Annotated in this window: 22 protein-coding genes, 1 tRNA gene and 1 pseudogene; 18 read left to right on the top strand and 6 right to left on the bottom strand. The window is 44.4% G+C overall.

From position 1 onward, the window contains the following. The first annotated feature begins 341 nt into the window (after nucleotides 1–341). The gene (locus tag P0078_RS09515) at nucleotides 342–1025 is read left to right on the top strand and encodes a fimbrial biogenesis chaperone (RefSeq protein ID WP_282934154.1); all 684 of its coding nucleotides are present in this window, start codon (nucleotides 342–344) and stop codon (nucleotides 1023–1025) included. A gap of 61 nt (nucleotides 1026–1086) precedes the next feature. Here P0078_RS09515 and P0078_RS09510 read toward each other — a convergent pair whose 3' ends face one another. Genes P0078_RS09510 through P0078_RS09495 form a run of 4 tightly spaced genes read right to left on the bottom strand, consistent with a single transcriptional unit; the run spans nucleotide 1087 to nucleotide 5098 of the window. Then, entirely contained in the window at nucleotides 1087–2034 is a 948-nt protein-coding gene (locus P0078_RS09510; protein WP_282934153.1) for a hypothetical protein, read from the bottom strand. Beyond that, complete coding sequence (locus tag P0078_RS09505; RefSeq protein WP_282934152.1) at nucleotides 2021–4141, bottom strand: TcfC E-set like domain-containing protein; 2121 nt, start codon at nucleotides 4139–4141, stop codon at nucleotides 2021–2023. Before P0078_RS09505 ends, P0078_RS09510 begins: the two co-directional genes overlap by 14 nt. After that, nucleotides 4074–4532, bottom strand: coding sequence for a hypothetical protein (locus P0078_RS09500; RefSeq protein ID WP_282934151.1), 459 nt, complete (start codon nucleotides 4530–4532; stop codon nucleotides 4074–4076). The genes P0078_RS09505 and P0078_RS09500 overlap by 68 nt, the downstream gene beginning before the upstream one ends. A gap of 38 nt (nucleotides 4533–4570) precedes the next feature. Beyond that, nucleotides 4571–5098, bottom strand: coding sequence for a hypothetical protein (locus P0078_RS09495; protein WP_282934150.1), 528 nt, complete (start codon nucleotides 5096–5098; stop codon nucleotides 4571–4573). Nucleotides 5099–5373: 275 nt separating this feature from the next. Here P0078_RS09495 and gltX point away from each other — a divergent pair, with 275 nt between their 5' ends. From gltX to P0078_RS09475, 4 genes are all read left to right on the top strand, one after another. Then, a complete protein-coding gene (gene gltX, locus P0078_RS09490) occupies nucleotides 5374–6849 on the top strand; it encodes a glutamate--tRNA ligase (protein ID WP_282934149.1) in 1476 nt (491 codons plus the stop codon). Between the two features lie 161 nt (nucleotides 6850–7010). Next, nucleotides 7011–7086, top strand: a tRNA-Ala gene (locus tag P0078_RS09485). A 289-nt stretch (nucleotides 7087–7375) separates the two neighbouring features. After that, nucleotides 7376–7609 carry a hypothetical protein gene (locus P0078_RS09480; protein ID WP_282934148.1) on the top strand — a complete coding sequence of 78 codons (234 nt, stop codon included), beginning with the start codon at nucleotides 7376–7378 and terminating at the stop codon, nucleotides 7607–7609. Nucleotides 7610–8140: 531 nt separating this feature from the next. Continuing rightward, nucleotides 8141–8761 (top strand): Type 1 glutamine amidotransferase-like domain-containing protein, encoded by a 621-nt coding sequence (locus P0078_RS09475; RefSeq protein ID WP_282934147.1) that lies wholly within the window; start codon nucleotides 8141–8143, stop codon nucleotides 8759–8761. A gap of 239 nt (nucleotides 8762–9000) precedes the next feature. Here P0078_RS09475 and P0078_RS09470 read toward each other — a convergent pair whose 3' ends face one another. Continuing rightward, nucleotides 9001–9369, bottom strand: coding sequence for a hypothetical protein (locus tag P0078_RS09470; RefSeq protein WP_282934146.1), 369 nt, complete (start codon nucleotides 9367–9369; stop codon nucleotides 9001–9003). A 357-nt stretch (nucleotides 9370–9726) separates the two neighbouring features. Further along, nucleotides 9727–10677 (bottom strand): annotated as a pseudogene (locus P0078_RS09465) (IS5 family transposase). Nucleotides 10678–11331: 654 nt separating this feature from the next. Between P0078_RS09465 and P0078_RS09460 the strand changes: the two are divergent. The 13 genes from P0078_RS09460 to P0078_RS09400 all read left to right on the top strand — a co-directional run bounded on the left by P0078_RS09460 (nucleotide 11332) and on the right by P0078_RS09400 (nucleotide 25411). Beyond that, a protein-coding gene (locus P0078_RS09460) for an IS3 family transposase (RefSeq protein ID WP_282931542.1) occupies nucleotides 11332–12494 on the top strand; the annotation gives its coding sequence in 2 pieces (ribosomal slippage) (nucleotides 11332–11590 and nucleotides 11590–12494; 1164 coding nt in all). Between the two features lie 54 nt (nucleotides 12495–12548). Next, a complete protein-coding gene (locus P0078_RS09455) occupies nucleotides 12549–12758 on the top strand; it encodes a hypothetical protein (RefSeq protein ID WP_282934145.1) in 210 nt (69 codons plus the stop codon). Between the two features lie 456 nt (nucleotides 12759–13214). Next, a complete protein-coding gene (locus P0078_RS09450) occupies nucleotides 13215–13505 on the top strand; it encodes a YciI family protein (RefSeq protein WP_282934144.1) in 291 nt (96 codons plus the stop codon). Between the two features lie 125 nt (nucleotides 13506–13630). Then, nucleotides 13631–14209 (top strand): hypothetical protein, encoded by a 579-nt coding sequence (locus P0078_RS09445; RefSeq protein WP_282934143.1) that lies wholly within the window; start codon nucleotides 13631–13633, stop codon nucleotides 14207–14209. Nucleotides 14210–14862: 653 nt separating this feature from the next. Then, nucleotides 14863–15780 carry an ABC transporter permease gene (locus P0078_RS09440; protein ID WP_282934142.1) on the top strand — a complete coding sequence of 306 codons (918 nt, stop codon included), beginning with the start codon at nucleotides 14863–14865 and terminating at the stop codon, nucleotides 15778–15780. Then, nucleotides 15777–16490, top strand: a complete 714-nt coding sequence (locus P0078_RS09435; RefSeq protein WP_282934141.1) for an ABC transporter ATP-binding protein — start codon at nucleotides 15777–15779, stop codon at nucleotides 16488–16490. Before P0078_RS09440 ends, P0078_RS09435 begins: the two co-directional genes overlap by 4 nt. Before the next feature lie 9 nt (nucleotides 16491–16499). Further along, the gene (locus P0078_RS09430) at nucleotides 16500–17744 is read left to right on the top strand and encodes a KpsE/RkpR family capsule polysaccharide export protein (RefSeq protein WP_282934140.1); all 1245 of its coding nucleotides are present in this window, start codon (nucleotides 16500–16502) and stop codon (nucleotides 17742–17744) included. An 89-nt stretch (nucleotides 17745–17833) separates the two neighbouring features. After that, a complete protein-coding gene (locus P0078_RS09425; RefSeq protein ID WP_282934139.1) occupies nucleotides 17834–19468 on the top strand; it encodes a polysaccharide biosynthesis/export family protein in 1635 nt (544 codons plus the stop codon). Nucleotides 19469–19745: 277 nt separating this feature from the next. Continuing rightward, complete coding sequence (gene rfbA, locus P0078_RS09420; RefSeq protein ID WP_282934138.1) at nucleotides 19746–20678, top strand: glucose-1-phosphate thymidylyltransferase RfbA; 933 nt, start codon at nucleotides 19746–19748, stop codon at nucleotides 20676–20678. Between the two features lie 133 nt (nucleotides 20679–20811). Continuing rightward, nucleotides 20812–21360, top strand: a complete 549-nt coding sequence (rfbC, locus tag P0078_RS09415) for a dTDP-4-dehydrorhamnose 3,5-epimerase (RefSeq protein ID WP_282934137.1) — start codon at nucleotides 20812–20814, stop codon at nucleotides 21358–21360. Nucleotides 21361–21499: 139 nt separating this feature from the next. Continuing rightward, entirely contained in the window at nucleotides 21500–22369 is an 870-nt protein-coding gene (gene rfbD / locus P0078_RS09410; RefSeq protein ID WP_282934136.1) for a dTDP-4-dehydrorhamnose reductase, read from the top strand. 45 nt (nucleotides 22370–22414) lie between these two features. Beyond that, nucleotides 22415–23524: a dTDP-glucose 4,6-dehydratase gene (gene rfbB, locus P0078_RS09405; RefSeq protein WP_282934135.1), complete on the top strand. Its 1110-nt coding sequence runs from the start codon at nucleotides 22415–22417 to the stop codon at nucleotides 23522–23524. A gap of 15 nt (nucleotides 23525–23539) precedes the next feature. Further along, nucleotides 23540–25411 (top strand): glycosyltransferase family 2 protein, encoded by a 1872-nt coding sequence (locus tag P0078_RS09400; protein ID WP_282934134.1) that lies wholly within the window; start codon nucleotides 23540–23542, stop codon nucleotides 25409–25411. Nucleotides 25412–25415: the final 4 nt, after the last annotated feature.

The following is a 25415-nucleotide window of genomic DNA, read 5'->3' as shown; positions in this document are numbered from 1 at the left end:
CCACCGCTGTTGCAAGGTTCACGGGGAGGAAATATGGGACCAGAGGGCTATCAATGGAGGGCTGGGGTTTTTACATAGTGATGATGCTGAATCGATTGCATACTGCCCATATGGATAGCGCGCCACTGAGTTAGCTAGCGGTATGTCGCGTCAGGATGATCTATTACGTTGGCAGTGTTTTACTTTTCAGGCGGTGTAGGGCAAATCAGTATTGCCTCTTATTTACTAGCGGGGCTGGTGATATTGATTTAAGGGAGGCTCATTAGGTTCCGATTTGACTTGTGGATAAAACAGCCCGATATTGCGCTTACTTTAAGAAGTTCTAAAACTACCCGCTCTTTATGAAAAAAGTACTGCTTTCACTGCTACTCTTTGTCGTCCAGCCAGTAATGGCAGCTATGTCTGTGGATAAAATTGTCCTTTACCTGGAAGATACTCCCAGCGCCCGGGATGATGTTCTCGTCAGCAATCCAGATAATGAGACGCTATATATCCAAACTGAAATATTCCGTGTGGATAACCCCGGCCATGATAATGAGAGCCGAGTCAGGGTGATAAATCCCGATGAATTTAAACTTCTTGTCAGCCCCGCAAGAGCTGTCCTGGCCCCCGGAGAGAGAAAGCGCTTTCGCTTAATGGCCTTAGATAGAGATCTTGAAGAGGAAAAAGTCTACCGGGTGACTTTTAAACCTGTTGTAGGTGATATCAAGAGTGACAGAACGGCACTAAAAATCCTTGTAGCTTATCAGGCATTGGTATTTGTGCAGCCAAAAGGCGGAGCTTATAAAATTGATTTAGTGGCTGAAGGGGATAATTACCGACTCACGAATAGTGGCAATATTAATGTAGAAGTCGTGGAAGTACGTCATTGTGTGACTGAAGAGAAGTGTGAAAAACTTGAGGCCACCGGTCGGTTATACGCTGGCACCAGTATCGAAGTAACGGGTAAACTCGTTGGCGGTGAGCTGGAAGTTTTACTACGAGGGCAGCAGAGTGAGCGGGTTCGTTTTCCTCTTAGTGGCTAATTAGAATTGGTTGCTTGCCTATAGCAGGCTGGGCGGATTAAAGGATTATTTTGTATTTAGCTCACTGGCTGCTCACCGTTACTGTGAGTGCATCGGTGTAGAGAGGTTCGCCCGCGTTTTCCCAGTCTGAGGGCGCAATGGAAATATAAATTCGCGCATTATCAGAAAGGCAGTTTTCATCCGAAGTTCGGCTAAAGCTACCGGAGATATCTCCCAGGCTATCTGGGGAAATACCTGAAGTTGCAGCCAGGTTGTCTGAGAAGGCAACGCTGTAGGGGATTTGTTCACTGTTTCCCCCCAGTTCATAGGCACTGCTGCCTGATCCCCCGGTGCTGCCATTGGCGCTGGACAGGTTTACTGTGTAACCGCTAAATCCTATACCGCCAACACAAAAGTCCTCACTGCCCTCAATGGCCTGTCCAAACAGGGTGCCACTGTTGCTGAGGTCAATATCACCCAGATTGCGAATGGCGATGTTTGGCTCTACGTCCAGCACAATGTCAAACTGAACTGTTTCGGTGCCGGCAGTCCAAATAATAAAATAATTATTCAGTGTCATCTCAAAGCTGGCGGAGTAGCGGCTGGAAGAGGGTATTTGGCTGCTGTCTAGCTCGATCACTAAATAAGTATCTGCATCGTCGCTGGTGCCGGCAAAAGTAGCGGACTGAGTTCCTGGACTGAGTGTTTCCGTGGTGCCGTTATTGGCTCGAAATGAAATATCAATATCCAGCTGTTCACCACTGTCCGCAAATAGTGCGAAAGTAGATCCACTGAGCGGACTCACTTCTACATCGTAGCGCAGGGTCCAGCTTCCCAGCAGGCTTCGGCTAGTAAACTGAATTTCTTTAGGTTCTGATTCGTAATCAATAGTGTGTGAATCTTCCAAGCCACAAACTCGCAAATCGTTATTGCTGGAGCAATTTACCTGGGCTTGTACTGGTATATTAAATAGCGGAATCAACAGCGCAGAGGCCAGGCCAAGTTTGTGCAGCTTCTTAGTTATGGACACGGCTTACCTCTGCTATTTGCCCAGTCTGGCAGTTGGCCTCTGACTCTTCTATGGTTCCCAGGTTGAGCCAGCTATCGCCCGATGAAGCGGCTTCGATTGAGGCTTTACAATTTCCCCAGCGAACTTCTGTATTTAGGATGGTGTTATGTTCACCGTGGAATTCCATTTGGAAAACGCCGTATTGGTCAGTTTGCGCTGAGTGTTCGCCAATGATTATTTCTGTATTTGCCAGCCCCTGGCCAAGGCTGGTTACTCGGCCCAGCACCAGGATTTGTGGCAGTATCTGGTAACTGCTGGCGCCCACATTGCCCGGATACAGGGTAATGGTTTCGGAGGTTTCCCGGTAATCGAAAAAGCCCTCTTCGAGGGGCCGTAGGGAAAGATCGTAACTGCGATAAGCCGGTAAATTAATCACTGACGTTGTGCCGCCTTTGGCGTATCCACGGCGGCTGCCATTGACCAAAACTTCAAAATCTTTATCTTCACTGCCTTCGATATTTACGATAACCGCACTCTGGAGATTTCGCTCACCGCCCCAATTGAGGGAATTTTTTGTGGCAATCAGGTTGGTGCTGAATCCTCCGAGGTAGTTGATCGCACGGCCTTCATCATCATCGTAAAGCCCAATTGCAGTATTCAAATATCCGTGATGTCCCGCTAAATGCGTACGGGCCTCCAGGTAATTGGCTTCTGGGGATGCTTCGACAGAAAGCTGCTGCTCAAATTCAGCCGCCCATAAATCCCGGTCGTACCAGCGGCTTTGCAGTGCAAATCGCTCGCTGCTAGTGCTTTGTTCACTGTTGTCGCTATAGAGATTAGCGGTGTGTTGCCAGTGTTTGGAGCGCATTCGAAACTGGAACTCCACACTGGTGTATTGCTCGCCGTCTGCATCACTGTGGGACAGAGTGGCGTTGCTGAGCCAATGGGTGCTCTTAAAAATGGGGTGGCGGAACTCAAGGGTTTTTAACTTCTGGGCACTGCTCAGTGAATCGCCGTTGTTGATGCTGTCGGGGAGTTGGTTTTGGTCCCGCTCGCTGAATCTTAGGGATAGCTGTCCGCCCAATACTGCTGTGCGCAGACTCAGACTTGTTTGGGAATAGCTGCCCGGCAGCAATGTATATTTATCGTTATTGAACGGCGTTGTATTGGCATCCAGCTCAGTTTTTACTGCACTAAAAGTCCCGTAGGGCATTTTAAGTAATGCCTGCAATCGGTATCCGCTGCGTCCATCACCGGATGTCACCAAGCTTGGGGAGACTTCAACGCCTTCGCCAATCCAGCGACCGCCGATTTCCAACAATTGCTGCTCCTCGGTTGCGGCGCCAGAAACAAAAAGACCCAATCCGGTCGTTAAACGGCGTGCGACAGAGGCAGTAACAATTCCTTCTTCGTAGTGGTCCGGCAGAGTGTCGCCCCAAAAACTGCGGGTGGGCAAACCTGCCTGCAAGCTCCAAAACCACTCGCCTGGGGCTGGCAATAGCGAATCCTTGGCAAAGAATTCGATATGCCGGCTTAATACCCGCCCCGCTTCATCGTAGGTGCGCACCTCAATATCGTAGGCGCCGTGGGGTAGGGTAGAGGTATTTAACAGGCGGTTGCCGGCCTCCAGTAGTTCGGTGTGGATAAGTCGTTCATCCCGATATACCTCGACTCTACCGCGCACGGGCATATTAATTTCAACCGGCGCTCCCTGTTGATAACTGATATCGGTTCGGGTGCGCTGGGAAGTGCGTAGCTCTACGCCATAGATCGCTTCCTGAGGCCGGAAATAGCCAAAGCCTCCCTGGGGTTGTAAAAGGCCGGCCGAATAGGCTTGCCCCCGAAAATCCCGACTCCAATACAGATTATGGATCCGGCTGTCCTGCTCTGAGGCCACAGACCATTGTGAATGCAGTGCGCTCTCACCAAAGCTCACTATGGTGTTGCCATTTAATGCAGCGCTATAGCTGTCCGGGCCCCAATCACTTTCAACCCCACTCCAGGAACCGCTCAGGTTTTGTACGACAGAGAAGTCAGAACTCGCTTCCGGCAAATAGGGATCATTGATTGCCGCTTGTTGTGGCAACAGTTCTTTTGAGAAAAAGATCCAGCCGGTAGAGCTGCTCATCGTAAATAACGGCAAACTCCGAGGGCATTAAGTAGCCGCAGCCAATTTGCCGGTTTGAGCGGCATACATGGTGACTGTTTCTTGTTTGCGGTCGTTCGAGGATGGAGATAATTCGCTCGGTATCGCGAACCTCGGGCAATAGTTCGAGTACCTCAGACGGAGAGTTAAAGCGAACAAAGCGCGGGTCAATTGTGACTTGCGCAGCACCAATTTCCCGGCCGCCGTAGTAGAGATCCACCACGAGTTGCTGGGGTTCGGTGAGATCATCAAACCCTTCAGGAGCAGAGGTTTCCAGCAGGAAAGTCGCTGCGGTCGCTGCAAGGGCATCGGGGCAGGAGGCTTGCACCAGACACAAAGCCAGCGCAAGGCGCTCCAGATGACGTCCTGCCATATTGAGCTATGGCTGGCAGGGCCAGCCACTCTTTACTCTTACTCGGAGGCGACAGTGATCAGCAGGGTATCGGTATAGGTGGTGCCATTTAGCACAGTTGCAGTTTCCCAATCGCTGTTGGCCACAGTGATTTGGAAGCGCGCATTATCACTGGAGCCACAGGAAGCAATATTCCGGATTTGGCCTGTCAGCGCATCGCCTTCGGTAACAGTAGTAAAAGTACCGGAGGTGCTGTTATCAAAACCAACACTGTAAGGGACATTGTTGGTGCCGTCAGTGAGGGTGAACTCAGTATCATTTACTGAGTCATTACTGTCGAAAGTGATGCTATAGGTGGAGAACCCGAGGCCACCCACACAGAAATCTTCGGTGCCTACGGCATCGGTACCCAAAGTGGGATCGGTAATCGTGAGGTTGTCTACACGAGTGATCTCAATTGTGGGAGTGAAAGAGAGGGTGATATCACTGCTTGCACTATCAGTAGCGGCCATTGAAGCGGCAGAAATGCTGAAAAGGGTACCTGCTGCAATAGCAGAAAACAGTGTGCGAACTACATTTTTTTGCATGGTATGCCGTCCTGAGCGATTAATTTATCGTTTTTAGGGAGAAGCGGCTCGCGGAAACCCCTGCAAAATATGGGAAATAAGTCAGTCAAGCCATTCCTTCTTGGTGGCGGCAATAATACTTTTTTCGTGATGCATGTCACGCCTATAGGCTGTAATAATGAATTTATGGCGCGTAAATGCTCTTATTGAGGAGAAAACCCCGCCTGTGCCAAGAGGCCGGCCAGCGCTATAATCCTGCGGTTTAACCAGTCCTTCATTTATCAATCAGGTTTATCATGACCGTAAGAACCCGAATAGCACCGTCTCCAACTGGTGATCCCCACGTTGGTACTGCCTATATTGCCCTCTTTAACCAGTGTTTTGCCCGAGCGCAAGGCGGCCAGTTTGTATTGCGTATTGAAGATACCGACCAGCAGCGTAGTACTCCGGAATCGGAGAAAGCCATTCTCGACAGCCTGCGTTGGCTCGGACTGGATTGGCAGGAAGGACCGGATGTGGGCGGCCCCCACGGCCCCTATCGCCAGAGTGAGCGTGGCGATATCTACAAAACTTACTGCGAAGAGCTGGTACAAAAAGGGCATGCTTTCCACTGCTACCGAACAGCGGAAGAACTGGAGCAACTCCGTGAGGGGTTGCGTGAAGCGGGCCGCACTTCACTGAAGCCCAGTGACCTGGCTCTGCCGGAAGAGGAAGTTGAAAAGCGACGCGCTACGGGAGCACCTTATGTAGTGCGTATGAATGTGCCTGAAAGCGGTACCTGCGTAGTGGAAGATCTGCTACGCGGTACTATTGAAATCGACTGGGCCCAGGTAGACGCACAAATTCTGCTCAAGTCTGATGGTATGCCTACTTACCACTTGGCGAACGTGGTGGATGATCACCTGATGGAGATCACCCACGTACTGCGCGGTGAGGAGTGGATCAACTCCGCACCCAAGCACAAACTGCTGTACGAATACTTTGGTTGGGAAATGCCGGTGCTCTGCCACCTGCCGCTGCTGCGTAATCCGGACAAGACCAAGTTGTCCAAGCGCAAGAACCCCACCTCTATCCTGTATTATCAGCGCGCCGGCTTTATGCCCGAAGCACTGCTTAACTACCTCGGCCGTATGGGCTGGTCCATGCCAGATGAGCGCGAGAAGTTCTCCCTCGATGAGATGCTGGAGCACTTCGATATTCAGCGTGTCTCCCTGGGCGGCCCGGTATTCGATGTAGAGAAGCTGTCCTGGTTGAACGGCCTGTGGATTCGCGAACTGGAAAACGAGCAACTCGCCGATCGCCTCACCGAGTGGATGTTTAACCGGGACAACCTGCTTAAGGTTCTGCCCCAGGCGAAAGAGCGCATGGAAACCTTCGGTGACTTTGCACCGCTGGTTAGCTTCCTCGCCTCTGGCAAATTGCCCCTGACCGAAGACAGCTTCAGCGGTAACAAGCTGCCTCTGGATGACCAGAAGAAGCTGCTTCAATTTGCCCTGTGGCGCTTGGAAGCCCTGCGCGCTTGGGACAAGGACAGTATCTTCCAGGCAGTGAAAGCCCTGTCCACGGCTATGGAAATCAAGCTGAAAGACTTTAATGCCCCGCTGTTTGTCGCCATCAGCGGCACCACTGCGTCCTTCTCCGTGATGGAAGCCATGGTGCTCCTGGGCCCCGACCTCAGCCGCGCCCGCCTGCGCCAGGCGATCGACGTATTGGGCGGTGCCGGGAAGAAGGTGCTGAAGCGCTGGGAAAAAGAGTACGCTGGACTCAAGTAAGGCTGATTCGCGTTGGTGAGCCCCCGGAAGCGGCAGCCTCCGGGGGCCTGCGGTGTCAGCAGCTAACTAATTGATTAAAAAGTTATTTTTTCTGTTGACAGGCGCCTAAACCTTGCTAAAATGCGCCCCGCTTTCGACGGAAACGTCAGGCAACAAAATTTGGGGCTATAGCTCAGCTGGGAGAGCGCAACACTGGCAGTGTTGAGGTCAGCGGTTCGATCCCGCTTAGCTCCACCAAATTTCCCTTGTCTATTAAAGGGTGCGAGAAGAGATGGAAAATCTCTTATCCAGAACTCGCAAAAATAAAAAAAGGGCCTTTTAGGCCCTTTTTTTTGCCTAAAATTCCTATCACGCCTTGCCTTCCAGTCAATCGATTTTAATCATCGGTGCAATACATGTATCAGCCAACAAAACCGGAGAAAATTGCTCGAGGGATAATGCTAGGCTGTATCCCGGTAACTCTTCTGCTTTTTTCTAATGTGATTTTAATTATGGGGTTCGCCCGGGGGTAAACCCCAAAGAAGGTATGGGAGAGCTGTTTTTTCCTGACCGTGAAGCCATATTCTTTTGTACTTTGTTTGTGGTTTATATCGTGGCTGCGATTTTCGGCTACTTTAAAGGCTGGGAAGGCTATACCAAAATATATTCGTTTTTTGCTAAATGGTTAGATACCACTGGTAGGATTCAGGTAGATTCGGGAGCAAGAGTGCTTACTCCGAAAGATCGTGTACGAAAAATGCATCATAAACAAGGGCAGTAAGAGCCGCAGCCTCTGGAGCGACTTATCTCCCCTTCCATTTTGCGTATGCTAATTGGCTCCTACTATTAGGTAAATGGTACAAAAGTTAAGCTGCCGAATCTTTATGTAATATGGATCTTACAGATTTTGCTTGCTTGTGCTTCTGGTTCTATGAGAGATGCCAAGATAGTGAATGATAAAGAAGTGATTTTGGTTACCTGTTAGTTCCACTTAGATCATACTTTAAACTTGGCTTTAGCTGCTTATAAATATTGTTGAAATTCATAGTCAAACCAGCCTGATATAAACATTCTTGTAAAAATCAGGGGGAGAAGCTTCGCCATTTATTATTGGATTTAGTGACAAAGTTGACCACTTTCAAGGTGGAATCGGTAATTGATGATTTTGTTGCGAGATAATAAAAAAATAATATTGGGCCCTCCATACATAATCGGATAATGTGATACATCTTTATTGACCTGTTCACATCTCGAGTAAACTATATCGATAACAAGTAATTGATTAATTAAGTACTTTAAAGGATTAAAATATATGGCCAAGCTATTTTTGACTTCGTATTTTGCTGAGGTCGCGAGCGCGATCGCGAGTTTTGATAAGCGGCTTGAAGGTAAGAGGGTTACATTCATTCCTACTGCAAGCATTCCCGAAGAGATCACTTTTTATGTGGAAGATGCTAAGAAGGAACTGGAGCAGTTAGGTCTTATTGTAGATGAATTGGAAGTGTCTAAGGCTTCAGTGGATGAGATTAAAGATAAGCTGCAAAACAATGAGTATATCTATGTAACTGGTGGTAACACCTATTTCCTACTTCAAGAACTTAGGCGAAGTGGGGCAGACAAAATCTTGTTGGAGCAGATTAGGCTGGGTAAGCCCTATATAGGTGAGTCGGCAGGTACTGTAATCCTCTCGCCGAATATCGCGTATATTCAGGAGATGGATAACCCCGATGCAGCGAAGAATCTAGAGTCTTATGAAGGGTTAAATCTTGTGCACTTCTATCCCTTACCTCACTATGGAAACCAACCGTTTAAGGATGCTGCTGAACTTGTTATTTCCAAATATTCAGATGAGCTGGAATTAGCTCCATTCAGTAACAATCAGTTGATCGCTGTAATCGATGGGGAAGCAGAGACTTGGATCGCGGTGTCTTAGTGAGTCGATAACCGTTGTATGATAAGTCATACTATCTATATTTCATTAAAGTTGCTGCAATTATCTAGTGGCGAAGAAAAAAATAAATTCTAGAAAATCTCTCTTCTTTAGGGCTATTTTTCAAGGAGTAGCTTAAAATTGGGGTAAGCAAGAATTTATAGTTTGAGTTGATCGGAATGTTAAAGAATACTGCCGGGGAGCAAGTGATAATGTGACTTGCTCCCTGGGGATGTTAGCGCTTATTTGCTGGCAGCACTACAGTTATAGATTTTCGCTGGGATATGCGTGCCTGTTACAGCCTTACCTGCCGATACTCCGTTAGGCATATAGATATCGCCAAATTGCGCCATTGAAGAAGCCTTAACCACATGGGTTCCACCTCTTCGCACAGCCCTTTTTTGTAACCAAGGAGTACAAACATCTCCCTGGTTAACCCTGATTGTTTTGCATGTTACATCTTCTACTAGTACGCATCCTTCTATAGCCTCAGCGTTAGAAAATACTATCTTCTGTATCGCTTCTTTTTCCTGGGCACTTGTACATCCCATCAAAGTAATTGCGGACGCTAGGATGGTAAGGCCAGTTTTAATGGATAACTTTTTACACATTACATCGTTTCCATAGGCTGAAAATTAATTTACGTAGTTGAATATGATGCCGCAACCAGACCTTGCTTACTGTTTAAAAAATACTCAAATGCCATATATGACTGTATTTTTTACTAGTGAAGATGAGAAACTTACAAGAAGCTCATTAAGTGAATTCGTTATTTATCGTTTCGCAACATTCATGATTCTTGAATTTTAAAAAAGGCTAAGGAACCTCTGTTCAATGAAGCATTTTTCTAGAATTAAGCTGATTTTTTTGAAAAATTCACTTTTCTACGCAAAACGCTTAATTTTCGCGTAATAGCCTCTAATTTTTCACCTAAAATCCCCAGTTGGCGGATTTCAGGCGCACCACCCCTAGGTGGCCAAGTATTTTCTCCCTATTAGTAAGTTAGTAAAGCCTGCTAGCAAGCACAGCCGCTCAGTATTCTTTAACAGCCCCCGATAGCGGACCTTGTTATAACCAAATACCCGTTTAATGTAGCGAAAGGGGTGCTCAACCTTCGCTCTTATCTGCGCCTTGATCTTTTCCGCTTTACGGAGTGCATTACGCCCAGGAAGAGTTTTCAGCTTGCTCGGCTTCATTGCTATGTACCAATCCACCTCCCGCTCTTTCAACTCTTCACGCTTCTCCGCACCAATGTATCCGGAGTCACCCCAGACTCTTCCTTCCTCCCCGTGGAGGACCCGCTCTGTGGCTGTGACATCATGCGAATTCGCTGCTGTTGTATCTACGCTGTGTATTACTCCGAGCACATCATCAACCCCGATATGCATTTTCATTCCAAAATGCCACTGATTGCCTTAATTTGTTTGATGCATTTCTGGATCACGTTTTTTCTTTTTATTCTTGGTTGAAGTTGGCGCAGAGATAATAGTGGCATCTACAATCGTGCCTTCACGCAGTACCATGCCATTCTCAGCAAGATGCTTGTTGATTTCATCAAAAAGAGCTGCACCTAGCTGATTGAGCTCCAATAAGTGGCGAAAGTTAAGAATCGTTGTTTCATCGGGAATTGGGCCTCTCAAAGTCAATCCAGCAAAACTACGCATGGATTCAATTTCATACAGAGCATCCTCCATAGCGGGATCACTGAGATTATAAAATAGCTGCATGCAATGAATACGGAGCATGACACTCAATGGATATGGCTGTCGGCCACGTTTGCCTTGTGGATAGCAAGGAGTGATCTGAGCCTCTAGTCGTTGCCATGGGATGAGGGCTTCCATTTGAGAAAGAAACTTCTCTCGGCGAGTTATAAGGCGCTTTAGCTTATATTCTGCTTCGGCAAAGGTGACTTGGTGCATAATCTATCGTAGTCTTGACGGATAACTGAATACTACCAAACTGGCTCGGAATTATTCAGAGGTTCCCTAAATATGGCAGTCCTCTATTAGCAATTTTATTCTACTGTTTTCAGATTTCCCTGATTTCTTAATATTGGAGTGAACACTTATAAGGTCATATTTACTTGTGATTTGAGGGCGCCTGAAAGAAATATTATGAGCTATTCTCTATTAGACAAAATTTCTAACATTACGCAAGAGCTGTTGCATGCATATCGAATATTATGAGAGGGTACTTTAGATGTAGTTTCTGCTACATATGAGCTATTTGAAAACTCTCTTAGATCACCTTTTCGATAGTTATTGATCGTGTCAATATAAGGAAAAAATTAGTTCCCAGCATCTATCTTCCACTTTAGAAATCTTTCGACTGGTTAGATAGAGAAAAAGTGGATCAATCTAAAATAAAAAAAGGAGTATTTGTTGACTTTTTATTCGGCTATATGTTCCTATCTCAACGGATGGATAAATACGAAATTTAAAATTTAGTACTAAAAGGAAGTCAATGAAAAAGCACAGCATCTTATTCTCTGGACTACTTGGATTAGTAGTTTGATCCTACCCACCAACGACGGACACTCTCTTAAGCGATAAACTACGCAGCAGAGGTGCTCTATGACAAGATCAAATAAACCAACCAAAACCACTCGTAAACAGTACTCAGAGGAATATAGAAAGGATGCCCTAGCACTTGCGCTCAAAGTTGGGGTAAGCGTTGCCGCTAAACAGCTTGGGTTACATCCTTCTCAGATTTACGGATGGCGAAGCAAGGCTAAGTTACATCAGAGCCGAGGGGATGCCGAGAGAGAGCTGGCCACAGAGAATGCTCGCCTTAAGCGGCAGCTGGCTGAGCAGGCAGAGGAGCTAGCGATCTTAAAAAAGGCCGCAGCGTACTTTGCAAAGAGCCTGAAATGAGGTACGCCTTCATGCAAAAGCACAGGCATGAATTCAGCATCAAAGCGATGGCCAAGGTATTGAACGTATCTCGCAGTGGGTTTTACGACTGGGTGTCAAGATCGGCCGGCCAATCCAGGTACCAGCAGTACCGAATGCAGCTCGATAGCTTGGTACAGCAGCGCTTTATAGCCAGTAAAGAACGTAGTGGCTCTCCTCGCCTGACGAAGGAATTGGCCAGTGAGGGGAGTAAATATAATCAAAAAACAATTGCTGCCAGCATGCGTCGACAGGGCCTACGGGCTAAAGCCGCCAAGAGATATAAAGCCACAACCTATTCAAAACATGGTCTGCCAGTAGCTCCAAATCTGCTCGAGCAGAACTTCAATGCTGAAGGGCCGAATCAGAAATGGGCTGGGGATATAACCTACCTGCGAACGGAAGAAGGTTGGTTATATCTGGCTGTAGTGATAGACCTATATAGTCGGCTAGTTATTGGTTGGGCGATGTCAGAAACGATGACAGCTACATTGGTCTGTGACGCTCTTCAAATGGCTTTATGGCGACGTAAGAAACCTACGAATGTTATCGTGCATACTGACAGGGGAAGCCAGTATTGCTCTAAAGATTATCAATCTTTGATTACAGCTTATGGTCTGCGGTGCAGCATGAGCGCCAAAGGTAATTGCTATGATAACGCTTGTGCAGAAACATTCTTTCACTCACTTAAGGTAGAAGCAATCCATGGTAACCGCTTTCCCACAAGGTGCCTCATGCGAGAGACCGTATTTGAGTATATAGAGATAGACTACAATCGAAATCGCTTACACAGCGCCAATGGCTATCTCAGCCCTGAGGCGTTTGAGGAACAACTAGTCGCTTAGTGGTGTGTCCGTTGTTGATGGGTAGGATCAGTTTATCTTGGCGTTCTAACTGCTTTGGCTGAAGCTGATTCTGAGGAGAATAAAGAACCATTAGATGAGCAGTTAAATGAGTGCTTTGCTGCTACTTTATGGAATATATCTGGAAGGTCATTAAACAAAGGGGAAGTTCCGGAGAAAACTGTCAAAGTGCCAGAGGGATGGAAGGTTGTAGGTGGAGGTGTGGGTGGAGCAAGAGGTGAAGCTTTTATGATTCTCTGCCGATAATATTTATTCGTATAATCCTAAATTTAATAACGGATGAATACTTTGGCTTATTTATGCCAGCCTGCGCAAGGTATGCTGGAGATTAACCGAACTAATAATACTGGTTAAATCAAAACCTATATGTTCACTATTATACAAATAATTTCTTTTTTTAAAGTTGGATTTTGAGTAGTAGATAAATAGAAAGCTGTCAACCAGTTACTCAATAATTCTAGGTCCTATTATACTTTGTTTTGGTTTTTTCCTTAAGGCAATACTATCTAGAGAGACTCCTCTTTATTCGGCATCAATACCGAGATTTTTGTCCGAATTTTCAGCTTTCCTGAAGGTACAATAGTGGTCTAAATGAAGTCCAGAGTTATAGATTGGTAATCGATGTTTATAAGAAGCTAAATGGAAGATAAATCTCTCATCTCTACTTCTGATATTTTGAGTTTCAAATAGAGGTTGATCAGCATGTTCATAGTATCTCTTACCTACATAAAGCCCCTTGAGGAAGTGGATAAGTTTATTTCAGAGCATATTGAATTCTTGAATAAGTACTACGATCTCGGGTATTTTCAGCTTTCTGGTCGTAAGGAACCTCGCACAGGTGGGGTAATCCTAGTGACCATAGATAGTCGGTCCTCGTTAGATCAGATACTTAAACAAGATCCATTCTATCGTGAAGGATTGGCTAATTATGACATGATACAAATAATACCGACTAAGTCCTCACGAGAGTTAGAGTTTCTGATTTCGGCCTAGCCGAAAAAAAGAAAATGATAGTTTTTTGATTGCATAGGTCTCTTAGGCATAGTGGCCCATGTTGCCCATAATTGAACCGGTAGGCAAAATGAGGTAGCAGAGAATATGTAGTTGAGGGGCAGACAATGAATCAATTGAAAGTAAAACCGCTATGGGCTTGCATGGGAGTTTTATTATTTTGGGGGACTGTATTTTACTGTATGCCCTTTTTCCTTAGCCTTGGTATTAATGATCGAGCTGAGAATGATTCTACCTATGCGTTTGATTTGTCAGACATGAAGAAAGGTGAATACAGAGAGTATGGCTATTTCTCTGTTTATCGGCGAACTGACAGAGATAAATTACTCATTAATGAGTACTTAGGGTCATTACAAGATCCTAGCTCTCTGGGTAGCTCTCAGCCTGAGGGCAGTGATAACGTATGGCGCTCGGGGAGTGAAAATTTCTTTGTGTTTTACCCCTATGCCCCTAATCGTGTCTGTTCAGTAGATTTTGTAGAGCCTAATCATGAGCCTTATGGAGAGTGGATGAATGCTAGCCATATCCATAAATTTGCACATTTTGTCGATCTCTGTGAGGGCAGGATTTGGGATACGAGTGGAAGGATTCTAAAAAGGCCTTATTCTCTCCCTGAGGTGAATCTTGCCGTTCCTAAAACAAAGTGGTACACAAGTGCAGAAGTAGTTGTAGTACTTGGTAGTTAATTATTCTCTCTCACTGAGAATCTCGGTGTCTTACTAGCCTATGGCTATAAAGAATGGTTTAGCTATATTATACGATAGTATAAATTATTATGGTAAAGATTAGGCTAAATGTTTGCAGCTTCTACTTCGAGGGCTCAAATAATTTCTTCTCTAATACCTTAAGCTTCCTATCTAAATCTATCTTGGCGTAGATTTTGCTCAGAACTATTGAGTAAGCCTGCAAAGGATTGTGTACCAGAAACTTGAAGCTGGTTATTTGTTATTCAGTAGAGGATCTTAGTAATTAGACCAGGTATGGCATTAAATACTTCTTTGATGTCTTTTTGCGTCTGTTTCTCCCAGTAACTGTTTGTGCATTCACATTCGAAAAATACGTGAGTGATAGCATTGTTGTCCGCGACTAATATGTATTCTGGTGATGTCGCCTGCTTATTCATAGAGAAATTGATAATCATCATTGGTGATCATCTAGCAGGGCGTATCGTTCACTATAGGGAGCTTTGAGCTAGACTGTTGGGACGAACGTAATGGCACGTAATTAATTAAAAAATGACGAAGAAGAGACGCTGCGATAGGATTCCGCGTCCATTTTGCGGTGTATTGAGCTCGAATTAAGCTTAGCGGTTCAGAGTGGAGGCGTCGAATCTTGATAGATGCGACCCAATAAACGAAGGCATTTTGGCTTCAAGAATGCCTCGACATTATTTGAATTAATTGTCTCAGTTTTAACCCAAGATTGGGTAACGACTGGTTCACAGATTGCCAAGAAAGTAATCGCTATGCATCCATCAGTTCAACGCTCCGTCTGGCAAATTCAGCGTGACGTCATTTACGCATTGCTAGTGCGCGAGATGAAAACTCGCTTTGGCAAGTGGCGACTGGGATATGCCTGGATGCTTCTCGAACCAGTACTGCATATTATGGTCTTGGTTGCAGTCTTTAGTTTCCTGAAGGATACATTCTATCCCGGTGTTCCAACTCCGCTATTTATGCTAGGAGGAATTGCCCCATTCCTATTTTTCACTCACTGTTTTCAAAAGGGGTTGGCAGCAGTGGAATCGAATCGAGGGCTCTTTAATTATCGCCAGCTAAGGCCCTTCGATGCTGTACTTACACGGGTGCTCCTTGAATTTGCTATCTATCTAGCAACAATTATTACCTTAATAATTGTGTTTGCTTGGTTTGGCGTCACAAGCCCATTCAATAATTTTTTGCTCCTAGTGATAGTAAATATATTTTTCTTCTGCTTTTGCTTAGGCTTGAGCCTGGCTCTCTGTGTTGTTGGGGTAAAATTCCCTGAGCTTGCAAAGCTGTCACCAATGCTAATACGACCTTTGTATTTTATGTCTGGAGTATTCTTTTCTCTGGAGCAAGTTCCTCAAGAATACCATGTCTACCTAGCGTGGAATCCAATACTGCATGTGATTGAGTTGACACGTGAGGGGCTATTCAAAAACTACCATGGAATATTTGGAAGCCTGCAGTACTTAATGGGTGCTTCAATTTCGATGTTGGCTTTCGGTCTGTTGTGTTACCGGGCCAATTGGCGGGATTTGGTAAGAAGCCAATGATTAGACTAGAAAAACTAACCAAATCTTTTCGAACTCCCCATGGAAGAAAGGTTCTCTTTAGGGATGTAAGTGCAAATTTCCCTGAGGGAAAAAATATTGGCATCCTAGGGCGTAATGGAGCTGGGAAAACAACTTTACTGCGGATTATGGGTGGTATTGATTATCCAGATTATGGGCGGGTAGTCACGGATCAGAGAATTTCCTGGCCCATGGGATTATCTGGAGGATTTCAAGGAAGCATGACTGGCCGCGAAAATGTGGCCTTTATTTGCGGTATCCACGGTATCTGGGGAGCTACCCAGCGGAAGTTGATGGATAGGGTTCAGGATTTTGCCGAGATTGGCAATTACTTTGATGCACCCGTAAAGAGCTATTCATCTGGTATGCGTTCGCGTTTGGCCTTTGGTTTAAGTATCGGCGTAGATTTTGATATTTATTTAGTCGATGAAGTGATGTCTGTTGGTGATGCTCACTTTAAAAAGAAATGTGAAGAAGTTATTGCCGAAAAGCGTAAGAACTCTTCTTTTATTATCGTTGCCCATGCAATGGGGATGCTTAAGAAAAACTGTGATGTAGGAATTTACCTTGATTCAAATGGCCTCAGAATTTTTGATACCGTAGATGAGGCTATTGATCTATACAAGGGCGAAAAACCAGTGAAAAAACCGCAATCCGAAAGTGGCGCAGCTAAGCCGGCAGTGAGTGCATAAGAGTCGATTATGGAAGCCAAAGAACCAGTCATTGAAGAGCAAAAAAAAGACCTTGAGCTAGCAGGGGGAGGATCAAATAGTTTTCTATATAAAACAAAAAAACTATTTATCAAATTAACCGGCAACAATGAGAATGAAGGGAAAGGGAAACTATTCAAAAAAATCTATCATTCCAGAGGTCTCGGCCTGTTAGTCATATTTCCCCTTATTCTAATGGCAGGATATTACCTATTTTGGGTTTCTGAGCGTTATGTAAGCAATACCCAATTAATCGTAAAAGATAGTGTTTCCTCACAGGCTGCATCACCCGCATTAGGTTTTTTAATTCCAGGGATGTCAGCAGATAATCAGGATGCGTTTTTAGTGGTGAACTATATCCAGTCATTGGATATGGCCCTGTATTTGGATGAAACGTTACATTTGGCTGATTATTACAGAAGTACTAGCCACGATATCTTTTCGCGCTTGGCTTCAGATGCTACTCAGGAGGACTACCTGAAATACTATCGTGATCATATTGGTGTTATCCATAATGAAGCTACCGGAATTATTACTATAGAAATGCAGGCATTCGACCCGGCTTTTGCTAAAAGATTGGTTGAGACAGTTATTCAAAAGTCAGAAGATTTTGTTAACGAGATCAGCAATCAGCTTGCAGATAAGCAAGTGGCTTTTGTAAAGAGTGAAGTTGATTTGGCACAAGCTAAGTTACGCAGTACTAAGCAAGAAATTCTTGACTTCCAGAATAGTCATAAAGTTGTAAGTCCCGAAGAACTTACAAAAGGTATCAGTACCATTATTCAAGGGCTAGAGGCGCGATTGGCTGAGCAACGAGCAAATCTGACTGCAGCAAAATCCTATCTAAATGCTGATTCATCACAAGTGGTCTCCATGCAGGCAGACATCGATGCGTTAGAAAACCAAATTGAGATAGAAAAGGTACGCCTAGTGGGGATAGGGGAAGAAGAAGGAGAGCAACGGCTTAATTTTCTTGGTGCTCATTTCCAGAATCTTGAACTCGATTTGCAATTTGCAACCGATGCCTATGCAGCTTCTTTAAAAGCATTAGAAACTGCTCGTATGGAAGCGTCAGGTAAACTTAAGCACTTGATGGTGGTAACCCAGCCATCGTTAGCAGAGAAAGCAGAGTATCCGCACAAGCTCTATAACCTAGCCAGCTTGGGAATTATTCTGCTAATGCTTTATGGAATAGGAAAGATGCTAGTTGTGACTATTCGGGATCATAGGATGTAGCGCCAGACAAAAGGCTGCAAGACAGAATAGTGTCGGTGAATTTTTGATGTCGCTGACAGAGTAAATATCAATTTACAAAGAACAAGCAAATGATTACTGAAAAAATAAAGCGCTTTAGTTTTGGTATAGGGTTGTTGGTTTCACTGTCCAGTATTCAGGCCGGAGCATTGGAAACTCAATTAATTGATGAGGTTGCCTCAACAGAAATGCCTGAGACAGGTATACCCGTTTTTGGGGAGTCACTGTTTCAGGGCGCGTTTAAAGATCAGCCATTTAGTGGATTTAATCCGGACTATAGAATATCGATTGGCGACCAGGTTAATCTACAGCTCTGGGGTGCCTATAGCTTTAGTGCGACGTTACCGGTAGACCCGAAAGGCAATATTTTTGTCCCCGAGGTTGGCCCAGTTCATGTTGCTGGAGTAAAGAATGGCGCATTGAATGACTTCGTTCTGCGTCATGTAAAGCGAGTATTCAAGAATAATGTGCAAGCGTATGCCAACTTGGAGGCGAGCCAGCCGGTTAAAGTCTTTGTAACAGGCTTTGTGAAGAACCCTGGTCTCTATAACGGCTTTAGCTCAGACTCGATCCTTTACTATTTAGATAGTGCTGGAGGTATCGATGAGCAAAGTGGCAGCTTTGTTGATATCAAAGTAATGCGTCAGGGAGAGGAAATACAAAAGGTAAACTTGTATAGCTTCCTTGTGGATGGAATTATGCCTGCTTTACAACTTCGCAATGGCGATGTTGTAGTCGTTGGTGCTCGTAATGGTTCGGTAACAGTTGAAGGAGCGGTGCAGCAAGCTGCACAGATGGAATTCACAGGACCCTATACCCAACTGGGTGAGATGCTTCTCGTAACAAAACCTGACCCCCAGGCGAACTTTGCACGAATTACTCAGGTAATTGATGGTCTTCAGCAAGCCGACTATATGCCACTTGCAAGTGCCATGACCACACGCCTCTATCCGGGAGCGCATATAGAATTGGTACGCGATAACGATATTGAGTCTATTTCAATCCGAGTATCCGGTGAGTTGGATGGGCCTGCAACTTATGTGCTGCCCTATGGTGCAACTCTTGACGAATTACTTAGTCAATTGAGTTTTCGCGATAATGCAGATAGAAACTCTATACAGCTGTATAGAAAGAGTGTCGCTGATCGCCAGCGGGCTGCTCTTGATCGTTCTTTAGATGCGCTTCAGATGGAAGTTCTAACTCGCCAGCCCAATACTGACCTGGAAAAGTCTGCGCAAAAAGACAACGCCATGATGATTCAGAACTTTATCGAGCAGGCGCGAAAGGCCGAACCCAGAGGCCAGGTTGTTATTGCGAACAACCCAAACGCAGCAGAAATGCTGCTTGAAGATGGTGATGAGCTGATTGTGCCTTTGAAATCATCAACTGTGTCAATCGTGGGAGAGGTAATTTTCCCAACTTCCCTGGTCTTTAGCAAGAAGCGGACTCTGGAAGACTATATAGAGTTGGCCGGCGGATTTGCCAATAATGCAAACCGCAAAGAATTGGTGATTCTACATCTCGATGGGACGATTAATCGTATAGAAGATGGTGATTTTGATAATCGTCTGGGGGATAGATTACGCCCCGGAGATGAAATTATGATTATGCCAAAAATTCATTCCAGTGAATTACAAGTAACCAAAGATGTAACAGAAATACTCTACCGTATAGCTGTTGGAACCGCAGCAGTTCTATCTTTCTAACTTGGTACTAAAAGGTTGTAAACTTTTTTAAGATTGGCTCCCATATTGCACGATATAAATCGGTATGGTTAGTTTCCTTGCAGGCTGTTATAAGCTGTAAGTCTTACACCATACCGATTTAAAGTGTTGTATGTAATTATTCACTTCGAATTTGTCATTATAAAGTTTGATAACTTTCCTGGACTCTTAAGTCTATAAATCCTGTATTTTTGCATCGACATCTTTTTGTTTGATGTGATTAATAAATGAATATTGATTCAACGTTGGGGGAAAAACTGTGAAGGGGTCTTCTGATCGGAAGGGAATTATCTTGGCTGGAGGTTCTGGTACACGCTTATATCCCTTAACAAAGGGTGTCGGGAAGCAGTTAATGGCTGTTTATGACAAACCGATGATCTACTACCCCCTAACTACCCTTATGTTGGCAGGAATCAAGGACATTCTGATTATTACAACACCAGATGAGCAATGTTTGTACCGGCGTCTGCTTGAAGATGGCGCACAGTGGGGATTAAACATTTCTTATGCGGTGCAGCCGTCTCCAGACGGCTTGGCCCAAGCATTTTTAATTGGTCGTGATCATGTAGGCGATAGTAATAGTGCACTGGTTCTGGGCGATAATATTTTTTACGCACATAACTTTAGCCGAATTCTTCAGCAGGCGGATAAAAGAGACAATGGTGCTACTGTCTTTGGTTATCGTGTTGCAGACCCTAAAGCATATGGTGTTGTGGAGTTCGATACTGAAGGAAAAGCAGTCAGCCTAGAGGAAAAGCCCGAAGCACCCAGGTCAAATTATGCTGTAACGGGATTGTACTTCTATGACAGCCAAGTCTGTGACATTGCTAAAGAAGTCAAACCTAGTAGTCGTGGAGAGCTGGAAATTACTGATATCAATAAGGTGTATTTAGAGCAGGGGCAGCTAGATGTAGAGCACCTTGGTCGAGGTAGCGCCTGGCTGGATACAGGTACCCATGACAACCTTTTGGATGCAGCGCAATTTGTTCAGACGATTGAGCGCCGACAAGGGCAGAAAATAGCTTGCCCTGAAGAGGTCGCTTATCGCAAAGGCTTTATTAGTGCTCAAGAACTGGAAGCTCAAATACAGCCACTTATGAAAAGTGGATATGGTAAGTACTTAATGCAATTGCTAATTGAAAATGGCGAAATATCATCTTTAAGTGAGCGCAGGTATGCTTCAAATCTTTAAGTAAGCGATAACATATATTGGTTATTTGAAGTTTAACCAGGGTATCGTCTAAGGATGGACGGCTCCACTTCTTACAGTTTTTAGCTTGAGCTTGATAGAGCTTGGTCTTGGCAGTTGTAGACATTTAGACCTTATGAATATTATTGAAACAGATATACCCGATGTAAAAATCATCGAACCAAAGATCTTTGGTGATGAAAGAGGATTTTTCTTTGAGTCATTTCGTGATGATGTATTTTTGGATAAATGTGCAAATAGTGTATTTGTACAAGATAATCATAGTAAATCTTCCAGGGGTATTTTACGCGGTCTGCACTATCAAACAGAGCAAACTCAAGGAAAACTTGTGCGAGTGGTACAAGGAGAGGTCTTTGATGTTGCCGTAGACCTACGCAAAAGCTCACCAACTTTCGGCAGCTGGGTCGGTGTCTATTTGTCAGCTGAGAACAAACGGCAACTATGGATACCAGAGGGATTCGCGCACGGGTTTTATGTTACAAGTGAATCGGCTGAATTTGTATATAAATGTACAGATTATTACGCTCCAAGCTATGAGCAGTCGATATTGTGGAATGATCTGGACCTAAATATAAGCTGGCCGATCGAAGATGGGCGTCCCCCCATACTCTCAAGGAAAGATGCTGAAGGTAGGCACTTTCGGGATGCCGACTACTTTGCATAACAAACGATAACAGTATATTTCTGAAGTTGTAGTTAAATCCTTATACAAGGTCTCCTCGTAATTTATAAATTAATTGCTTTGCAATGCTGCGTATATAAGCCATGTGTATCGTTACTATAGGCAATCGGTTGGCGTATCTATGAAAATTCTAGTAACTGGCAAAAACGGTCAGCTTGGACGTGAACTTCAGCGTCTATGTCCTGTGGAGTATGAGTTGATAGGCTTATCTCGTGAGGAGCTTGATATTACTGATCGGTCCACCGTTGAATCGGTAGTAGAGAAGTATCGCCCAAATTTAATTATTAATGCAGCAGCTTATACGGCTGTAGATAAAGCTGAAAAAGAGCAAGACCTAGCTTTTTCTGTTAATGCAATTGGTGCATCAAACCTAGCTGAGGTATGCAAGAGACTTAGTATTAGACTTATCCACATATCTACTGATTTCGTTTTTGATGGGAAAAAGTCATCCCCTTATTTGGTAACAAATAAGTTGAATCCATTGGGGGTATATGGCGCTAGTAAAGCGGAAGCTGAAGTTGCCGTTCAGAATGTACTACCAGAAGCGGTAATAGTACGTACTGCTTGGGTTTATTCTGCCCATGGTAATAACTTTGTTAGTACGATGCTTAGACTAATGTCTGACAGGAAGATATTAGGTGTAGTTGCAGATCAGATAGGCACACCAACATGGACTGGAACTCTTGCTAAGGTTCTATTCATATTAGCCGAGCAAAATAGTGTAAAAGGTATTTTTCATTGCACCGATCTGGGAGTGGCAAGTTGGTATGATTTTGCAGTAGCAATATTCGAAGAAAGTAAGAAATTTGGCCTTATTCCTTCCGATAAAGAGCTTTCCATTGATGCAATTAGAACTGAAGACTATCCAACACCGGCTGAAAGGCCAGCATACAGTGTCCTAGATAAGAGCCGATTGATAAATGAACTGGAAGTTGAACTGCCACATTGGCGGGAGTCTCTGAGACAAGCACTATCCCTAAAATCTCAATAGTACAAATCGATTTTAAATAAATCGTAGCTAATTTTTGGTATGAAGATGAAACACTTGCTGGTAACCGGTGGCGCAGGCTTTATAGGAGCCAATTTTGTTCACTACTGGATGAAAACCTATCCACAAGACGTAGTAGTAGTTCTGGATGCGCTCACCTATGCTGGTAATTTTGCAAATTTAGATTCAGTTAGTGATCTGCCGACCTTTAAGTTCTATCAGGGCGATATTTCAGATACACATTTAGTCGAAAATATACTTAGAGAGCATCGGATTGATACTTTGGTACATTTTGCAGCTGAGAGCCATGTAGACCGTTCGATAAGTGGGCCAGATGCCTTTATCCAGACAAATATTATCGGTACTCACAGCTTGTTAAAGGCGGTAAAAAAAGTATGGCTGGATGAAGGGCTCCATCGAGAAACTCACCGTTTTCACCATGTATCAACCGATGAAGTGTATGGCACTCTTGAAGCAGAAGATCCTGCATTTAGTGAAACGAGCCAATACGCTCCAAATAGCCCATACTCTGCCAGCAAGGCTGCCTCTGATCATCTAGTTCGAGCCTATCACCATACTTATGGACTGCAGGTAACAACCAGTAATTGCTCCAATAATTATGGTCCTTACCATTTTCCAGAGAAACTGATTCCGCTGGTGATCACAAATATTTTGCTCAATCAACCATTGCCTATATATGGAGATGGAAGACAGATTCGCGATTGGCTTTATGTCGAAGATCACGCTAGGGGCATTGAACAGGTGATACAAAAAGGGCAACTTGGAGAGTGCTATAACATCGGTGGCATTAATGAATGGGCAAACATCGATATTGTTAAACTCATCTGTGACTTGATGAATCGTGAGTTTGCTGAAAACACTTCGCTAGCCACTAAGTACCCTCAAGCGCTATCTGTTATCAAAGGTAATGCGCAAGAGTTAATTACATTCGTCCAGGATAGGGCCGGCCATGACCGCCGCTATGCCATTGATCCAAAGAAATCCAATAATGAACTTGGTTATCAACCCCTGGAGAGCTTTGAGACAGGCATTTATAAGACTTTGCAATGGTATTTGAACAATGATTGTTGGTGGAGAGCGGTAATGGATGGCAGTTACCGTAAATGGATTGCACAACAATATCGTACCGCTGAATAAGGATGGAATGAGATAATGGGAATTAAGATACTAGAGCGTTTAAAGGCGGCAACAACTAAGCCAACTAAGAATTTCCCGGAAATAGCTCAGGTTTGGGTTGATATATGTGGTGTTATTGGTGGCAAGCATTTATTGATACAAGGTTGGGCCTTTCACCCCGCCCATAGCACATTGGACTTTCGCCTTGAATATATTGATAGCGATGAAGATTTTGAAGGACCAAATATTGGTGAACTTAATTACTCAACGCTGCGCACAACTCGCTTAGATGTAAATCGACATTTTGGCTTTGAAGGTAGTGCCCGTTGGGGGTATAGCCTATTGGTAGACTGGCCTTATGATCACCCAGTGAACGAAAAATCCCTATGTTTATCTGTTTCAGCTAAAGACTCTAAAGCTAAGAGCGTTGAGTTAAATGCTTTTGTTGAATTAAGTGGTGAATCCCTATTTGGCCATTGTATGACTTGGCGTACGGATGAAAAGGCACAACTACTTGATCTGATGTTCGAAAGTATGGGTAACAGTGTATTTGTAATCCCAGGATTGCGTACACTGGATGAAAACCAACTTAAATCTAAAGTTAACTCCCACTGGGATAACATTTTAGCAGTACCGGGGCACGGTTTATTCCTATCAGGCTGGCTATTAGATGGACAAAATGACTTGGCGAGTTTGGTTTTGCGTACTACCGATGGTAGTTATAGCGAGAACTTACTCAAAGAGTCTGCTCGTTATACTCGCCAGGATGTTCTGGAAGCTTTTCCTGGAAAAGTAAGTCCAACTTATAAGGCTGGATTCTTTGCTTGGATACCTATGCCACATTTAATTGAGCAAGCTAAGTTAGAACTTCTTTTTTTCACTAAAGATGGTGCTTTAGGCACAATTCCAGTACAGCAATCCAATGTGCGGGAAGATATTATTTTGGCTAGCCAACAAGTGTTAGTGAATTTTAATGTTACCGGAAGAGATTACCAGGTAAATATGCGTCAACATATCGGCCCGGCATTATCTGCACTTTGGTCGAATCGGCGTGATCTTCTAGATGAACCTAAAGTTGAAGTATTGCAGTTTGGCACAGAGGTTCGCAATCCTAAACGTAGTGTCATTGTTCCGCTTTATGGCCGCTATGATTTTCTTTTACACCAGATTGCACAGTTTATTAATGATGAAGATTTTAATGAAACTGAATTAATCTACGTCCTGGATGATCCCAGACTCTACGATGAGTTTATCCCATTCTGTTACGACACCAGTATGTTGTTCCCTATAGGCTTCAAGGTGATCTATGGTGGCAGAAACCTGGGCTATGCTGGTGCCAATAACCTGGGCGTCAAGTATGCAACCGCAGATAAACTAGTACTGCTTAATTCAGATATTATTCCAAGTCGTAATGGTTGGCTTTCTAGAATTGAAGAAAAATCATCGGGCTTGGAAGATGTTGGCGTTGTTGCACCAAAGCTGGTATTTGATGATGGCACTATACAGCATGTGGGTATGAGTTTTTCCAAGAGTATGCAGTTTGGCAATCTATGGCTTAATGAACACCCAGGAAAAGGTAATCCTGAGTGGTTGTTAAATATAGATCCGGTCACTGAGTCCCCAGCTGTTACTGGGGCTTGCATGTTTATCACTAAATCGCTCTACCAGTCTGTCGGTGGTCTAGATGAGACTTATGTGCTCGGTGATTTTGAGGATTCAGATCTTTGTCTGAAGTTGCGTGATATGGGATATCGCCATTACGTACTTTCTGATGAGAAGCTCTATCATTTAGAGAGATTGTCTCAGAACTTATTTGAAAATCGCGATTGGAAATTCAAGATTACCCTATACAACGCTTGGCAACACACAGAGCGCTGGGGAAATCTAATTGAGCAGCTGGTGCACTAAGGAC

This window comes from Microbulbifer sp. VAAF005, from assembly GCF_030012985.1.
Classification (GTDB): Bacteria; Pseudomonadota; Gammaproteobacteria; order Pseudomonadales; family Cellvibrionaceae; genus Microbulbifer.
The sequence above is the reverse complement of the archived record's forward strand: the minus strand, read 5'-3'. Positions and strand labels throughout refer to the sequence as shown.

Coding starts and splice junctions, on each gene's coding strand:
- P0078_RS09515 (WP_282934154.1), top strand. CDS start 342: ATGAAAAAAGTACTGCTTTCACTGCTACTCTTTGTCGTCCAGCCAGTA.
- P0078_RS09505 (WP_282934152.1), bottom strand. CDS start 4,141: ATGAGCAGCTCTACCGGCTGGATCTTTTTCTCAAAAGAACTGTTGCCA.
- P0078_RS09500 (WP_282934151.1), bottom strand. CDS start 4,532: ATGGCAGGACGTCATCTGGAGCGCCTTGCGCTGGCTTTGTGTCTGGTG.
- P0078_RS09495 (WP_282934150.1), bottom strand. CDS start 5,098: ATGCAAAAAAATGTAGTTCGCACACTGTTTTCTGCTATTGCAGCAGGT.
- gltX (WP_282934149.1), top strand. CDS start 5,374: ATGACCGTAAGAACCCGAATAGCACCGTCTCCAACTGGTGATCCCCAC.
- P0078_RS09480 (WP_282934148.1), top strand. CDS start 7,376: ATGGGAGAGCTGTTTTTTCCTGACCGTGAAGCCATATTCTTTTGTACT.
- P0078_RS09475 (WP_282934147.1), top strand. CDS start 8,141: ATGGCCAAGCTATTTTTGACTTCGTATTTTGCTGAGGTCGCGAGCGCG.
- P0078_RS09470 (WP_282934146.1), bottom strand. CDS start 9,369: ATGTGTAAAAAGTTATCCATTAAAACTGGCCTTACCATCCTAGCGTCC.
- P0078_RS09450 (WP_282934144.1), top strand. CDS start 13,215: ATGTTCATAGTATCTCTTACCTACATAAAGCCCCTTGAGGAAGTGGAT.
- P0078_RS09445 (WP_282934143.1), top strand. CDS start 13,631: ATGAATCAATTGAAAGTAAAACCGCTATGGGCTTGCATGGGAGTTTTA.
- P0078_RS09440 (WP_282934142.1), top strand. CDS start 14,863: ATGCGACCCAATAAACGAAGGCATTTTGGCTTCAAGAATGCCTCGACA.
- P0078_RS09435 (WP_282934141.1), top strand. CDS start 15,777: ATGATTAGACTAGAAAAACTAACCAAATCTTTTCGAACTCCCCATGGA.
- P0078_RS09430 (WP_282934140.1), top strand. CDS start 16,500: ATGGAAGCCAAAGAACCAGTCATTGAAGAGCAAAAAAAAGACCTTGAG.
- P0078_RS09425 (WP_282934139.1), top strand. CDS start 17,834: ATGATTACTGAAAAAATAAAGCGCTTTAGTTTTGGTATAGGGTTGTTG.
- rfbC (WP_282934137.1), top strand. CDS start 20,812: ATGAATATTATTGAAACAGATATACCCGATGTAAAAATCATCGAACCA.
- rfbD (WP_282934136.1), top strand. CDS start 21,500: ATGAAAATTCTAGTAACTGGCAAAAACGGTCAGCTTGGACGTGAACTT.
- rfbB (WP_282934135.1), top strand. CDS start 22,415: ATGAAACACTTGCTGGTAACCGGTGGCGCAGGCTTTATAGGAGCCAAT.
- P0078_RS09400 (WP_282934134.1), top strand. CDS start 23,540: ATGGGAATTAAGATACTAGAGCGTTTAAAGGCGGCAACAACTAAGCCA.